Origin of the sequence: Cocleimonas sp. KMM 6892, from assembly GCF_035798195.1 — a bacterium.
Classification (GTDB): domain Bacteria; phylum Pseudomonadota; class Gammaproteobacteria; order Thiotrichales; family Thiotrichaceae; genus Cocleimonas; species Cocleimonas flava.
Genome location: NZ_JAPFBV010000006.1, coordinates 184,790 through 200,341, shown reverse-complemented (window position 1 = coordinate 200,341; position 15,552 = coordinate 184,790). Strand labels below are relative to the sequence as shown.

The window sequence follows — 15,552 nt, the reverse complement described above, 5'->3', positions numbered from 1 at the left end:
ACAGTTAATTTATCTTCATTAATTATATATCAAACGTTACATATATAAATAACTTAATCATTATGACACATTTTTTAAACAAATTTAAAAGGATCAATTTCATGCGTAAATCTATTAATCTCTCTTTGTTTCTCGCCTTGATAATAGGAATATCGGTTGCTTCGTTTGCGATGGGAAAACAATCCACTTCAGTTGCCAGCTTAAACGCTTTTAATGATCATTTTAATGCGTCAGTAATTGCCGGAGATGCGGACGCTTTAGTCAACATGTATGACGACAAAGCACTCTGGATCGAACAGGGAAAACCTGTTGCACAGGGTTTGGAAGAACCTCGTAAGCTATTTAACTTTATCACTTCTAACAAAGGACAGGTTAACCACACTATCGACAATTTGTTTGTATCAGAAGATTCCAGTCTTGCAGTCATGATTGGTTCTGTAGAAGCCAAACTAGAAAAAATTGGGATGGACGCTACCGGAACGTATTTATTCGTACTTCGTCCTGATGGAAAAACATGGAAAATTGTTACCGATATGTGGCACCAGCATGCTCCTGCTAAATCAGAATCAGCCCAGTAAATCTTCAGCTACTCAAAAATCAAATCACTTAATTAATCATTAAATTAAACACTAAACAAATAACGACATTAAAAATAGGAACAGATCAATGACACCCAATTCAGCACAAGCACAAACCGTAAAAGAAACACTGGATAATTTAATCCATGCCGCTTCTAGTGCGCATCTCGAAATACTCGAAACCTTGTATCACAATGATATGAAGATTTACATGCTCGCAGGTAGCGACCAATTACACATAATGAATAAACCTGATTTTATCGCTCATCTTAAAGAGTCTATGAAAGATGGAAACACTCCCAGTACCTGGGCTAACTACCATCTGGTAGAGGCTGACGAAACAAATGGACATGTCATTATAAGCCGCAAGGTGAATCTAACAGGTGAAGAAAAGATTATCACACTGAGTATCGATTTCATCTTTGAAGATGGGCGTTGGCAGATTACCAGAGAAGTTATTTATACCTAATTGTTCTTTTAGATATTAAATATTATTCAAACACACCCCCCTACTTATAGGGGGTTTTTTACATGCAGGACTACATCCAGCCCAGACTACGCAGAATCATAATCCCCAAACTCACACTCACTAGCGACCCTAATGAAGTCAGGGCGATAATATTCGCCGCGAGTTTGTAGTTACCACCAATGCCTTTCACCATAATAAAACTGGCTGAAGCGGTGGGCGCAGAACACATCAAAAACAGAATACCTAAATCGATGCCTCTAAACCCGACCAGTATACCGCCGAGGGTAATTGCGAAAGGCACGATAAATAATTTGGAAACGGTCGCGTAGATTGTCTTATTCGGGTTTGATTTCAACTCCTGGAAGTTCAGCGAACCACCTGTACAAATCAATGCCAAAGGCAAAGCGAGGTTGGCAAAGTACTGACCCGTTTTCGCGGCAAAATCTGGCATGGGTATATGTAAGGCGGATACGACTAAGCCTGCTGTAATACCAATGATCAACGGATTTTTAGCAATGCCTTTAATGATTTTACCGACACTTTGATCGACCTGAGAAGAACGGTTGAGCGTGATCACAGATAACACGTTATACAGCCCAGTAATAAACCCTAAGTACAATGAAGCCGCAATCAAACCCGCTTCGCCATAGGCATTTACACAATAAGCCAGACCAATAAAACCCATGTTCGCGCGGAAAGCACCTTGTACGAAAACCCCTCTATCGCTCGCGGGTTCCAGACGTTTTGCCCACAGCCCTAACAGCACAAAGACAACAATCGTTGCTATCGCTGCATAAATAATAAGCGGTAGATTATTCACTTCTTCCAAGGGTGTTTTTTGAATACCAAAAAACAATAATAACGGCAGTGAGATATTAAAAACGACCTTAGAGCTCACATCAATGAACGAGTCGTTGATGAAATTGATACGCTTAAGAAAAATACCGACGAGAAGAACGATAAAGATTGGCGTAGTGACTGTGAGTGAAAAGCCGAGGCTTTCTAAAAGAGTCGTCATAAGAACATTCAAGTAGAATTAAAAACAGATTGTGGAGGACTGATAAAAATAGTCAAACAAATTTTAGTTAACTAATTCAATATAACTCCCTTCCATCCTGCTTTTCACATCTATTCTCACAGGGATTTGTTCTTTCAATTCCGATACATGAGAAATAATGCCCACCATGCGACCCGTATCGCGCAAATCCATTAAGGTGCGAATCGCCAGATCCAGAGAATCAGCATCCAGACTGCCGAAACCTTCATCAATAAATAAGGTATCCAGATGAATCCCGCCCGCATAGGCTTGCACCACATCGGATAAGCCCAATGCAAGCGACAGCGATGCCATGAAACTCTCACCGCCTGACAAGGTTGAAACAGGACGAATTTTACCCGTGTAGCTGTCCTCTACTTCCAGCTCTAATCCCGATGCCTTGTTACCTTTGGCTCGATCTTCCTTGCGCAATAAATTGTAACGGCCTTTACTCATCAGCTTTAATCGATGGCTTGCATCAATCAACACATCATCCAGCAGAACACTCAATACAAAGCGTTGCAGACTGATTTTATTACCGGTATTGCCATTCGCGACATTGGATAAAGTCCCAATGATTTTGTATTCGTCTTCTTCGGCTTGTTGGCTTTTACTGATCTCATTTAAGGTTTTCTGAGCTTGTTCAAAATTGCCCAGCTCTTTATCTTTCTCTTTGCTTTGCTGCTCAATTTGATTTTTTGCATCATCCAGACTTTGTAACTGCGTTGCCAATAAAGTCATATCCGGTTTGACCTTGCCTTTCAGCGCAGCCTGCTGATTCTCAATGATGCCACTCACTTTTTGCAACTCTTGCGTGTATTCTTCGATAGTCTTTTTGATAACGGCTAAGGCAGCTTCATCCAGTCGTGCCTGTTGATACGCCGCTTCATTCTCAAAATCACTTTTTTCCAAAGCAGACTGCCAGGCAGATTGCGCTTTTTCTAATTCTGATTTTAATTTCTGTTGCGCCTGCTGTTGATTTTTTAAGTTAGTCTCCGCTTCGGTTTTCTCATTGCTCGCGGCTGCCTGTAGCTGCTGAGCCTGAGCAATACTGTTGTTAAGCGCTTCGATGTTTTCATTAACGCGCTGAATTTCTGCGTTTAACGATGTCAGGTCGCGGTACTCTTCGGGCAGTGCTTTCTCGGCATTTGCTACCAGCGCTTTGCTTGCTTCCAGTTGTCCGTTCAACTCAGATTTTTGCGCTTGCAACTGATCCTGATTTTTTCTCGCGTTCTCTATCTGGGTTTTTAACTGGTCTATTTTTTCTTTTAGTTCGGTTAATTGTTTTTGCTGATTTTCCTGCAAAGCTAACTGTTGCGTTAATGCCTGATGTTCTTTATTCAGCTCATCCAATGAGATACTGGCGATGTCATTCCATTGCTTTTGTAATTCTGCTAATTGCTCTTTAAAACCATTCAGGCTGGAGCGTAAACTTAAAAACGCCTCTTGAGCCTTTGCATGTTTCTCTCTCGCAACTGTCACAGCGCTTTGCGCTAATTCTCGATCATGATCTGTCGGTAAATCTTCCTCACTGTAAGCAGGTTGCGGATGCTCAAAACTACCACACACAGGACATGCCTGATCGTCTTGTAAATCTTTGGCAAGAATCGCGGCTTGCGCCTGATGCCATTTCAACTCTAAGGACTTTGCCTTTATATCTTCCGCTTCAAGACTGGCCTTTAAACGTTTACCATTTTGAGTAAGCTCTGTTAATTCTTGGGTTAGCGTCACTATTTTGGTTTCTAACGCTTCATAGTTTTGACGTTTTTTGATCTGATCAGACAGCGTTTGTAATCGCAGTTTTAACGTTGCTTCATTGCTAAGCTGTGCTTCAAGTGCAGCTTTTTCTTTGTCTGTCGTTTCCTGATTTTCTAGCAGCTTATTAAGCGCAGCTTGCGCCTCGGTAAACTGCTTTTCTACCGCGACAAAATTGTCCTGTATGGTTTTCAGCTTTACAGATTCTTTGTTTAAAACTTCACCCTTTTCCTGATAGCTTTTTAAATGAATTAATTGTTCTTTTTTCTTATCAAGTTCGATTTGGCGTTGTGGATTTTTTAATAAATCTTCTTCGGCACTTTTCAGTTTCGTTACAGCCGTTTGATGACGCTCTTCAATCGCTGTTAACTGTGTAGATGATTCCTCATAGGCATTTTTGGCTTTTGATAAATCAGAAAATACGGGAGTGATTTTTTCAGCGACAGCGGCAAGCGAAAGCTGTTCTTGCTTTTGTTTGATCTCACTTTCTTGTTGCTTTAATGCTTCGAATCTTTCTTCCTGTTGTTTTAGATTCTGGAAGTCCTTTTCTAAATCTTTGGCTTTCTCGAATGCCTTGACTGATTCTAAGTACGCCGTGTTTTTTACCGCCAGTTCTGCCTTTAAGGTTTTCACTTCAGGCTTGATTTGATTGATGATCAGTTCTAGTGCTTCAAGGTTTTCGACACCTACATTTTGGAACACGCCTTCTTGCTGATCTTTTAAACCCTGGACTTTTTTGGCGACCACACTGGCCTGTGCCCTTAATTTATCTTCAATGCGTTTATACACATGTGTTTCAAAAAGCTGACTGAATATTTTTTCACGGTCTTTAGAATCCGCCATCAACAACTGTCTGAATTGTCCTTGTGGAAGTACCATAACCTGACGGAACTGATCAACCTGTAAGCCGGTTAACTGCTCAATCATCTGAGTCGCATCTGAGACCTTTCGTGCGACTAAATTCTGTGCGATTTTACGATCTTTATCCAAACGGTTTAACTCAGCACTTGCTGCCTGTTTGGTGGTGCCCTCGCCTTTTGCCTTTGCCCTTTCCTGCTCTGGGACACGTTTAATTTGGTATAACTCACCGCCTAATTCAAACACAAATTCAACTTCGGTGAGTAAATCATCGGGCGCAAAGTCACAACGCATTTGCATGGCTTCTCGTTCTTTGCCGGTTGTTTGACCGTAAAGCGCAAAACAGATCGCATCGAGAATCGTGGTTTTACCCGAACCTGTGGTGCCATTAATTAAAAATAACGGGTTCTCACCCAACGCCTCAAAATCAATCACTTCAGTATTGATAAATGGCCCAAAGGCAGTCATGGAAAGTTTTATCGGTTTCATTGGGTAAACTCTTAACTAATCAGCTTCGTTGTTACTGTGGATTTCATCAAGTATCGTCTCTAATACTTTCTCCTGATCTTTATCTAAAGCCTGATCTTGAACCTGATTGTAAAAGTCTTTAAACATCGATAATTCGCCTTTTTTCAGTAAGTCCCGATGCGCTAATTTCTGCTCACCCGATGACATTAAGCCAGGCCGTTCAAGATGCAGAACATTGGGATACACCTGACGCAGCTTACCCATAGGATCAAGAATCGCATGCTTATCGGTTAAACTAATCAGCAGATAATCTTCAGGATGTTTATCCTTTTTTGCCGCTTCGATAATCTCATCAAAAGCGCCTGAAATTGAACGCATATCGTGCAACGCTTTCAACGCAATCTGCTTAATCTCACACTCACCTTTCTCATCCATATCGACCAGGGTAATGGATTTATTATGATGCTCTTCAGAGAATGAGTATTTAAGGATAGAACCAGAATAACGAATGTTCTTTTCAGTGCGATGTTGTTGACTATGCAAATGCCCTAATGCCGTGTAGTTAAAGTTTTTAAAATGTTTAGTTGTAACATGCTCTGCACCACCCACCGACAAAGGCCTTTCGGATTCACAGCCATCACCACCTGCAAGAAAACAATGGCTGATAGCCACCGAACGTTGCTTTTTATGATCAGGGATTTCTTTGATGATCCTTGCCATGCATTGATCGTGCGTTCTTAACTCAGCTGAATCAGTGTTAGCAGTAACATTAGCCGAATCATCACCATCATCTTCAGCAAACACACTGCGCACAGTCGCCGGATCAGCATAAGGAATGGAATAAAACGTCACTTCACCAAACGCATCGTTTAAAACAACCGTTTCAACCTTTTTGCTTGAAGGCCCAGTGATGTATAAATTAGCCTGAGACAATTGGCGAGAACCAAAGCTCAATCGTTCCGGACTATCGTGATTACCCGCAATCATAATCACCGGAATATTAAGCACATTACATAAGTGGTTTAAGGTCTTATCAACAAGGCTAACCGCAGACGCAGGCGGAATCGCACGATCGTAAATATCGCCCGCAATAATCACCACATCAACCGCCTCGGTTTTAGCGATATCAATGATCTGATCTAAAACATAAGCCTGATCGTCAACCAGAGAAACATTGTGAAACTGCCGCCCAATATGCCAGTCTGATGTGTGTAATATCCGCATTTAAAATTAGCCTTTTGGTAACTGATTTGAGAGTTGATACTCCTTCCTGTCAATCAGTTTAATTTGTCTAACGCTACATTGGTATTTTAGGAACTTGTAAATGAAATATCGTGAGACATGATCTTCATGTGTAGAAAGGATAATTTGCCTATCCGAAAACTCATTTCTTAGAAGTTCAACTAATGAAATCATATTTATTTCATCCATAGTTTGAACTGGGTCATCAATAAGCAAAGTACCAAGTCCTTTGGTATATATCTTATTTAACGCTAGATAAAGAGTAATAACTACGGCAGCAATTTGACCCGAACTCATGGTGTTAATGATGTCATGATCACTTTTCCAATTAGAAACAAAGCGAATATTTTTTAGTTCTTCTCCACCTGTTCTATCTTTAATAAATATTCCATTTCCAATATTCGATTGATGAGATTGAAGTACTTTCCCTGAATAAATATAGAATGGGACTTCTATGTCTTTAATAAGCAACTTTTGGTAACGCTTAACTGCTGAATTTAGGCCTTTTCGTAATCTTTTAATCACTTCTATATTGGATTCTAATTTTGATATTTCCAATTTTATAGATTCATAAGCCTTAATATCACTTGAAATGGATTCAAAAAATAGTTGTTGAATATATAGACTTTTTTGTTCTATATCTTGTGAATTCAACATAACTAAATTTTTTGAATTAGCGTCAAAATAAATTTTAAACACATTTTCAAAATTTACATCTTCATTTGACTCATCGTAACCTTCTGGGCTTTGCTTAACTTTTTCAAGAATTCTATCTTTAAGAAGTGAAACAGACTCTTCAATTTCATCTTCTGAATTATTAGCTGGTTTATATGTTAATAACAAATCTGAAAAAATAATTTCTTCTTTATTCAACCACATTTCTAACCTACGAAAACGTTGAGTGAGGTCTTTAGTTTGTTCCAGTTCAATAATATGTTCTGGGGTGGGACCTATAGTGTTAGTTAAATATTCAGTAACATTCGCTAAAAATTTAGGAAATATAGTTTCTAGAAAACTACTCTGTAATATTTCTAAGCGTTTTTCGTCGTCGGTTAGGAGAGATTTTAAGGCTAATTCTTTTTGATCAATCGAATGAATTAACTGAGTATGATCATCAAAATCAGTACCACAAAGAAAGCATTCTTTTTCTTTTTCTTGATTACTTAAATGAATTTTTAAATGATTTCTATAACCAAGTAATTCAAGCACAAGCTTTGAACTGTCTTGATTTCGACTCTTTCCTTCAACTATCTTTTTTAGAGTTTTAAGAAACTCATCTCTATACTCATAATTTACTAAAGTAAAAGCTTCATCTAAGAGAGGTGAATTCAATAAATCATTAAAATTATCTACATTCAGCAGTGATTTTATATTTGTTACTACATTAATTTGCCTAGACTTTTCTTTAAGTTGATCTAACTCATTAATATATTGAGAGTAAGCGACAAATGATCTCAAAATAGATGATTGAGTAGCTCGGTTATGCCTCCCTCGTCTTATGAAATATTCTCGATATTTCAATAAGGTTTCAATGTTGTAAAGCTCAGATAGAAAGATATCTTTCTTTTCAATAGTAAAAGCTTTAATTTTTTCTCGATCCCACTCAAAATGACCTTCTTTCCATTGCAGTAAAGGTTTAAAACTAATATTTGATTCTTTAGTTTCTTCAGAAACATTAATGTTTCCTTTACTCTCAATAGCAAGTTTATCTTTAACCTTATCCTTTAAAGTCTTATCTAATTGTTTGAATACCAGTTCAACTTTATTTACTTTTTGCTGCATTTCAACAGTATCGCCGAAAAGAACTGACAGAGCTTTTGCTCGTTCACTCTCTGTTTTTTGCTTCAGAAAGTGAGCTGTATCTTCCTGCTCCACATAATGAAACAATGTAAAATCACGCTCCAAATTAGGACTATCTATCAATTCATTTAGCTTTTCCTGAGAAATAATTTGTCGGTCATCATTAGAAAGTAAATAAAGATTCCAAAGTTTTTTAAAGTTGCTAATTTTCTTATCGATATTTAAGAAATCATTTTTTAAATGCCTTTCAATAATTATACGATTTTTATTATTACTTAACTCCAACCTTACAAAACAATCTTCTCTGTCTTCATACGCTACTACCACATCTTTTGGGATCTGTTGTTTTTCAGTAGAATTGAAACGTCTTATACCGCCAGTAAGAGCTAGTTCGATAGCATCATATACAGTTGTTTTGCCATGTCCATTTGGGCCATCTAACACTACAAGTAAGTTATCATTAAAATTAACAGTAAACTCTTCTCCAAACAGTTTGAAGTTATTAAAAATAATTTTTTCCAGTCGATACAAATTACTCATAACTCACTCCAAACTGTGGAAATTTTCTCATCAATAATCTCTTCACTTAAATTTTCATCTTCCCTACAAATAAAATCCAGTAATTTTATCGAGGACTCATCTAATTCAGTTTTAACAAATTCCTCTAAATCATTTAGCTGATTTTGTTGAGGTAGATAATGTATAAAAGGTAGTTTGGTTATTACCTTTATGAGCAGAGGATAATAACTATCGTTTCCAAGTGAATGAGTTTTAAATAATTCAAATAGTCCATCGCTCATAAGCAGTTTATTTAAGTATTCATTGCTATATTGGTTATTCAACTCTTGTTCAAATGCTAACAGTTCTTCCTTAGAATAAGTTATGACATTCTTTTTAAAATAATATGGATCCTCTTCAAATTGTAATAACGTTTGTTCAGATATATTACTGTTTTCGCAACAAAGGATCATCGTGCAATTTTTTCTTAAGCTTTCATCCGTAAATTCCAATTCTTCTAATTTATCCATAAACTTCTCAGCATGATCATTAGTCAAATTAGTAATAAGCGTATCGTTGACACTTTTACATTCAAGGATGAAATAATATTCTTGGTTATTATTATCGCTATTAGGTACTACAATTTTAGAATTGACATCTTCAATATTGCTTTCAAACTCATGTACTACAAATTTATTTGACTCACAAAGTTTTTGTAAAATATCAAGCATCGTTTATTTCCTCTATTGCAGTACTTAGTTTTATCAGGCGAATGTCACCATAAATCTGATTAATTTTTTCTCCTTCCTCAGGTGGCTCACCATCATAAGAGTCTCTGACATTTATATCTGTGATTTTGCTATATTCCTCTGAAAAGCTTTCAATTTCATTAGCATGTTTATACCCTGTTACCATGGCGGTCATTTCAAAAAGTGAAGGAATTGCATGGCTATTCTTCATTATTTCGGTAACTAAATATTTGTTAGTTAAGTCTCCAATTGTTGTAGGTAAATATTTTTCTTTCCCATTTTGATAAAAAACTCTTTGTTTTTTATCGTCGTGAATGAAAATTTGCTCGCTTATCTCACTAAAGATCAGAAATAGATATTGTCTTAAGTCATTAATGTTTATATCAATAGCTTTATCCATTGTGTTACTTGTATCCATAGCAATATGTGGATTGAGTTTTAGATAGTGAGACCACAATTCATTTGCTGATGAACGTAACAATATACGCATAACAGGATTCAGGTTAGACTCATTATTTGAATATGACTCTGCAATATCGGCTGGGCACAAATCTTCGTCACTAAGGTAATTTTCAAAAGCATCAATAAACTTCAACTTAAATCTAGATGCCAGATAGGTGTCACTACTATCTCTTATTCTCTGGTCAGTAACAATATCAATGATTTCCACAAAAGGGATCGGGTTTTTATTTAGAACACTAGACTCAGAGTGCTTTAAAATGACATTTTCATCTAACTTTGCTAATAGAGCGCAGAAGATTTTATCTAGCGATTCATCGTCACCATCTAAAGGATTACCATGTACAATATTGAGATTAGTTATTGCATTTTTTACCTTCGCATCAATAACATCAATGCCACAAGCTAAACTACCGTCATAGTCATATTGTTTCACTCTATTGACCACACATTCGTCATCAGTAGATTCATAAGCTTGAGTAAATATTAATTGAGTACTATCTATATCAACTAGACGTTTGTCTTTTTCTTTAGCTTGCTTGAGGATTTTTACCGTCTTTTTATCACCGGTGCTTTTAATAAAAGTTTTGCAAATATCTGATTTATCAGGATCATCATTATGATTATCAATTACTTTTTTTAAAATATCCCTGAGTTTTTGGTCAAAATTTACTTTGGGACGCCATTTTAAATCTTTCCAAGTATGTAAATAACCTATAACTGAAGCGTTATCAGGAGAATCAAGCTGCAAAAGCATAGCAAAAAGAGCATCTTCATATCTATTAAAAGCTGAATCATTAATTGCCTTTACTTGATGAAAGGATATGAATCCATCAGGACCTTTGATATCGAAATCCTCATGATTCTCTAATATAAGTTCATAACCAGAGAACTCGAAATTCATGTCTTCATCGAGTTTTTGATTTATAAAAGTTAACGTATGATAGAGAGCAACTTTACCTTGATAGTTAAAGCCACTCCAAGTAGCTGACGCATCATGCGACATGTAAATTCCTTATTGAATGTTTTTATAAATTATTATTAAACAAACGCGATATTTTACGTTAGTTAGAATTATCACCCCCCCTACTTTGGGGCGTTTTTCTTATGCTGATAAAACCACGATCAATCACTCTGCTTAGTGCTATTAATTAATTGAGTTTTAGTCGTTTAACTGCTTCCATTTTCTTGATTGATGAAAAACTCTCAAGATTGTTATCAGTTCTGATTCTGTCAAATAAACTAGGGTATATGGCGTGCCCGAAACAACATGTTCTCTGGTTTTATGAATTCGACCTGCTTTTGCCAATAACGGGTGTTCAATCAGGATATCGACCGGATGGAGAATTTTGTTAGCCAACCTGCTAGCGGATTCAGGATTCTCTCGTTCAATAAATTCTCGTAATTCAATCAGGTCGTTGATTGCATCTGACTCCCACCTTATTTGCATTGAGGTGTTTTTCCTTCGTCAGTTGTTCCCCAGCTTTTTAGCCAATCACCCACTGCATCATGTCCTGCAAATTCGGCATCGCCTTGTTGCACTTTAGCTAAGGTTGATTCAATCGCCTTAATCTGCCACGACTCATGCTCAACATATTGCTCAATCGCATGCGCCATTAACCAGGCTTTCGATCTATCAGTAATTTTTGCTAATTCATCAAGCCGCTCTAACACTTCTATGGGCAAACGAATTGAAACTGTCTGGGTCATAAATTTACCTTATGTAACACAAAGTTTACATCGTAACACAAAATTTAGAAAGTAGAAAAAATGACATTTGCTAGCACGAAGAAATAGATAGCTTCTAAGTTATTAGATTTGGCTATTTAATATGGGGAAATAAAAAGTCACCCCCCTACTTATAGGCACTTTTTACATTCTAGCGATGTTTCAAACTACCCATTCAAACAAGCCGAGCCACGCAGAAAATTGACGATTAAGGTTTTAGCTGTTTGAGCGACTTTAGGAGTGAGTTCTAAAACCGCGTCGATTTTTGAGTAGTGAGGGAACCGCTTGCGGCTTGTTTGTTGGGCAGCCTTTTGTTTATTTGACTGCGTCTCACCCTGAAGGGCCGTCGTTGCTTCGCGCCGACGTTGTCTCACTATCGTTCGGCTGGTTCTGTTATTTTGGCTGCGCAAAATAAATGAACTCGTAGCATTCAGCTACGAAATTATTAGATATGTCACCCCCCTACTTTCAGGCACTTTTTCAATTGATCTTGAAGATCACAGTTTTTATTTGATCTGCTTGTTATAATTATGGGCATCCTGTTTATTGATGCAGATATTATTTGAACTAAGATTATCTTAAACTATCGAAGCTATTATGAAGTCAAGTTACTGAGAATTAATAACATGAAATCTTTAGCGTTCTTTATCTCTTTTTCAACTATCTCCTTTTCCCTGATTCTTTTTTCCTCCTCAGTGAGTGCTAAAAGTAACGACTTTGTTAAATTATGTGCCAATCAAATACCGCTTCAAACGATTGAAAAGAAGTATCACAAAACACGCATTAATAAGCCGTTGCAAGTCGCAGAAAAACTTTATGGAAAAAGAGATAAGACGTGGCGGGTAGTAGGCGTTGATTATACAGAAGCGGAAAAACCCAGACTTTGGTACCCCTGTAGAAATCAAAAATATGTGGTTGCACGACTAAGTCGTGATGCGTTAAAAGATAAAAATAAATCTTTCGCTCAACTGGCACAACTTGGGTTTTATTTACTCTCGCCCGATAACAGAAAAGCGAGCCACACTATGCTGGAAGAAGGTTTAGCAACCCAGCTAGCCATTGCAACCTTAAAAAGTGTGACAAAAAAATCTGCGAAAAGAATTCCGCCTAAAGCCATTCACAAAGATTCAATGTATGCATATTATCAACTGGGCACCATCAAATCTTTATACCCAGATATGACTCAACGTATTAGAAAATTAAGGGCGCATGGTATTAAGCTATCACAATTAACTCCGGCTAAATTAAAACAGCACTTCCCTAAACTGAACAATGTTCAGTCCATCATATTAACTCGCGATACAAGTTCAGGAAAAAAATATGCGACAACCAATAAAAAACCAATAACGCCGAAACAGGCTAGCAAACCAACCAACAAGAAAACAACTACAAAAAAGAAGCAAACAGCCGCCAAAGCTAAAATGCCCAAGATACATCTTCAGGTAAGTCCTACAGGAAAAATGCATTCCGGGACGTGGTAGAAGTCACCCCCCTACTTTGAGGCGTTTTTTTAGAATACGAATGTATTCTTTATTTCTCAAACCAAATAACAGCAAGGACACTCTGCTTAGTCAGGTGTTATTTTCGTCTGTATAATAAGCTGTTATACAAAAAAATTACTACAGGACAACAAATGAGCGATAGTTCAAAAATCATATGTTTAGAAGGATACATTGAAAATAATAAACAATTAGCTACAGATTTAATTAACGAACTTCAGCGTGAAAAAATCATTGAGGGTGAGTTATCGGACTCTACTCTTGGAGGTCTTGGTTATGCAAAAGGAAGTGAAATTTCTAAAGCAGTACAATTTCCGGAAGAAACTGCTTTTTTAAGTTTAAATGGCGTAAAAGTATCATTAGAACCATCAGTATATTATTCGGGAGAAATTAACCCTGAATTTGTAGTTATATGCCCTAAATGTAATCAAAATTGGTTTAAAGATATTTCGGTTGTTGATTTTTACACTGAGAACTTAACTAAAGAACAACTCCAGTCATATGATGACTTCGTTACCTCTATTTATGTGTATGACGGAAAAGATCAATTCTTAAAATGTAATCACTGTAAAGTAGAAAGTGAAATTAGTAGTTACAACTACCAAGGAATGATTACCTTTTCTAACTTAGCTCTAGAGTTTTACAATTGGGGAGACTTTAAAGATAGTTTTATTTCTCATGTTGAGAAAAACTTAGGACACAAGGTAATAATTTATTCTATGTCCTATTGATTAATAAAATGTATGACAAGTTGCTTCATCGGAAAACCAACTCGCTCGCGCTCGTCGTTTTCCGCTGAGCAAGCGTTATACGAAATAAAAATTTAAAAATACACTCTGGAAGTATTGTGAAAATAATCAGAAGTAAAGAATTTACGGCAGATCGTGCTTGGGGAGCTAAAGATATCTCCAATATGAACGGGATAACTACTCGCCTGCATTGGACAAATGAACCATACAAATGGCACATTAATGATGGTGAGGAAGTTTTTGTTGTTCTCGATGGCGTTGTTCAGATGCTTTATAAAGAAAACAACATAGAGCATTCAATTTTGTTAAATGCTGGTGACATATTTTATGCTTCTGTTGGCACTGAACATGTTGCCCATCCAAAAGGGGAAGCTAGAATTTTAGTTATAGAATCAGAGGGTAGCGTATAACAATTTTCTGCATCGAAAAACTACTCGCTCGCGGTCGCGCATTTCTAACGAGTAAGGCGTTAGCCTGATAAAACTTTACATACTGAGATACTAACTAATGATTTTAGAAAGGATAAAATTGTTTCTTTTTACTAGAACAATAAGAAAAAGACCAACATCGGATGAAGAATGGGAAATATGTAGAAAGGCTTACTCTGAACATTATCCAGATATAGAAATAGATCTTTTAAAGGAGATTGATTCCTCTCTCGGATCCAAGACTTTAATTAACAATGAAATATTTTCTCCTATAGCTTGGTTTTATAATATTCGTGATATGACGAAAAACGAAAAGGTTGATTTGATAGAAGATCATCTATCAAACCTAGTTGAAGAAGACGAAGATGAAAAGCAAATGAATAAGGCTTACGACCTTTTAGTTAAAACAAGAAAAGAAAAAATCTTAAAGTACAAAGACCTAAGTAAGAAAGAGACGTTACTAGGACTCTTAGAGGATGGGATGGACTTAGAGTATGTTGATCCCCATCTAAAAAAAGACCTAGATATTGTGATGACCGCTGTAATGCAAAATGGAATAGCACTGGATGATGCAGATGAAAGCTTAAAGTCTAATAAAGACATTGTAATGGCCGCTGTAAAACAAAATGGAGAGGCTTTGAGTTGTGCTGATGATTCTTTAAAAGATGATAGAGAAATTGTTATAGAAGCTGTAAATAAAAATTGTTCTGCGATGCAGTATGCTAGTGATACTTTAAAAAAAGATAGAGAAATTGCTTTAATTGCTACGTTAATGTTCGCTAAGTCTGGAGAGGCCTGCTACTCATTTAATGAATGCATAGATAAAAAATTTAAAAGTGATAGAGCGTTTGTTCTTGAGGTGGTTAGTATTGATGGAGGAGCTTTATGTTGCGTAGATGAACATTTAAGGAAAGATAAAGAGGTTGTTCTTACTGCTGTAAGAAACAATGGTCATTCTTTCATGGATGCTCATATTAGTTTACAAGCAGATAGAGAGTTTGTTTTAAAAGTTGTTAAAGAAGATGGTTCAGCATTACAGTTTGCTAGTGATGAGTTGAAAAAGGATAAAGAAATTATTTTAATAGCCATTGAAAAATACAGTCACTTTATTTCATATGCGGATGAAAGTATGAAAAATGATGAGGATATTTTACGAGCGATAGAACTAAAAGGCTAACAAATTAATACACTTGAAAATAACTCACTCTCACATTTTTCAATAAAAATAATTTTGAT

15 protein-coding genes are annotated in these 15,552 nt (G+C 36.6%); 6 read left to right on the top strand and 9 right to left on the bottom strand.

Going from position 1 to position 15,552, the window contains the following annotated elements; translation table 11 throughout:
* The first annotated feature begins 101 nt into the window (after positions 1 to 101).
* Positions 102 to 578 carry a YybH family protein gene (locus OO007_RS16680; protein ID WP_325809644.1) on the top strand — a complete coding sequence of 159 codons (477 nt, stop codon included), beginning with the start codon at positions 102 to 104 and terminating at the stop codon, positions 576 to 578.
* A gap of 88 nt (positions 579 to 666) precedes the next feature.
* Positions 667 to 1,047: a hypothetical protein gene (locus OO007_RS16675; protein ID WP_325809643.1), complete on the top strand. Its 381-nt coding sequence runs from the start codon at positions 667 to 669 to the stop codon at positions 1,045 to 1,047.
* Between the two features lie 70 nt (positions 1,048 to 1,117).
* On the opposite strand, the gene OO007_RS16670 is transcribed toward OO007_RS16675, so the two are convergent.
* From OO007_RS16670 to OO007_RS16630, 9 genes are all read right to left on the bottom strand, one after another.
* Positions 1,118 to 2,065 carry an AEC family transporter gene (locus OO007_RS16670; RefSeq protein ID WP_131906531.1) on the bottom strand — a complete coding sequence of 316 codons (948 nt, stop codon included), beginning with the start codon at positions 2,063 to 2,065 and terminating at the stop codon, positions 1,118 to 1,120.
* A gap of 63 nt (positions 2,066 to 2,128) precedes the next feature.
* Positions 2,129 to 5,185, bottom strand: coding sequence for an SMC family ATPase (locus tag OO007_RS16665; RefSeq protein WP_325809642.1), 3,057 nt, complete (start codon positions 5,183 to 5,185; stop codon positions 2,129 to 2,131).
* A 15-nt stretch (positions 5,186 to 5,200) separates the two neighbouring features.
* Positions 5,201 to 6,388: an exonuclease SbcCD subunit D gene (locus OO007_RS16660; RefSeq protein ID WP_325809641.1), complete on the bottom strand. Its 1,188-nt coding sequence runs from the start codon at positions 6,386 to 6,388 to the stop codon at positions 5,201 to 5,203.
* 6 nt (positions 6,389 to 6,394) lie between these two features.
* Entirely contained in the window at positions 6,395 to 8,746 is a 2,352-nt protein-coding gene (locus OO007_RS16655; RefSeq protein ID WP_325809640.1) for an AAA family ATPase, read from the bottom strand.
* A complete protein-coding gene (locus tag OO007_RS16650) occupies positions 8,743 to 9,435 on the bottom strand; it encodes an ABC-three component system middle component 1 (protein ID WP_325809639.1) in 693 nt (230 codons plus the stop codon). Before OO007_RS16650 ends, OO007_RS16655 begins: the two co-directional genes overlap by 4 nt.
* The gene (locus OO007_RS16645; RefSeq protein WP_325809638.1) at positions 9,428 to 10,918 is read right to left on the bottom strand and encodes an ABC-three component system protein; all 1,491 of its coding nucleotides are present in this window, start codon (positions 10,916 to 10,918) and stop codon (positions 9,428 to 9,430) included. The genes OO007_RS16650 and OO007_RS16645 overlap by 8 nt, the downstream gene beginning before the upstream one ends.
* A 156-nt stretch (positions 10,919 to 11,074) precedes the next feature.
* Positions 11,075 to 11,362: a type II toxin-antitoxin system RelE/ParE family toxin gene (locus OO007_RS16640; RefSeq protein WP_325809637.1), complete on the bottom strand. Its 288-nt coding sequence runs from the start codon at positions 11,360 to 11,362 to the stop codon at positions 11,075 to 11,077.
* On the bottom strand, positions 11,353 to 11,622 hold the full coding sequence (locus tag OO007_RS16635) for a CopG family ribbon-helix-helix protein (RefSeq protein ID WP_325809636.1): 270 nt from the start codon (positions 11,620 to 11,622) through the stop codon (positions 11,353 to 11,355). Before OO007_RS16635 ends, OO007_RS16640 begins: the two co-directional genes overlap by 10 nt.
* Before the next feature lie 185 nt (positions 11,623 to 11,807).
* Positions 11,808 to 12,014 carry a hypothetical protein gene (locus OO007_RS16630; RefSeq protein ID WP_325809635.1) on the bottom strand — a complete coding sequence of 69 codons (207 nt, stop codon included), beginning with the start codon at positions 12,012 to 12,014 and terminating at the stop codon, positions 11,808 to 11,810.
* Positions 12,015 to 12,266: 252 nt separating this feature from the next.
* On the opposite strand from OO007_RS16630, the gene OO007_RS16625 reads away from it, so the two are divergent.
* From OO007_RS16625 to OO007_RS16610, 4 genes are all read left to right on the top strand, one after another.
* Complete coding sequence (locus OO007_RS16625; protein WP_325809634.1) at positions 12,267 to 13,121, top strand: hypothetical protein; 855 nt, start codon at positions 12,267 to 12,269, stop codon at positions 13,119 to 13,121.
* 152 nt (positions 13,122 to 13,273) lie between these two features.
* Positions 13,274 to 13,870, top strand: coding sequence for a hypothetical protein (locus OO007_RS16620; RefSeq protein WP_325809633.1), 597 nt, complete (start codon positions 13,274 to 13,276; stop codon positions 13,868 to 13,870).
* A gap of 116 nt (positions 13,871 to 13,986) precedes the next feature.
* Positions 13,987 to 14,298, top strand: coding sequence for a hypothetical protein (locus OO007_RS16615; RefSeq protein WP_325809632.1), 312 nt, complete (start codon positions 13,987 to 13,989; stop codon positions 14,296 to 14,298).
* A 97-nt stretch (positions 14,299 to 14,395) separates the two neighbouring features.
* Positions 14,396 to 15,493 carry a DUF4116 domain-containing protein gene (locus tag OO007_RS16610; RefSeq protein ID WP_325809631.1) on the top strand — a complete coding sequence of 366 codons (1,098 nt, stop codon included), beginning with the start codon at positions 14,396 to 14,398 and terminating at the stop codon, positions 15,491 to 15,493.
* The last annotated feature ends 59 nt before the right edge of the window (positions 15,494 to 15,552 follow it).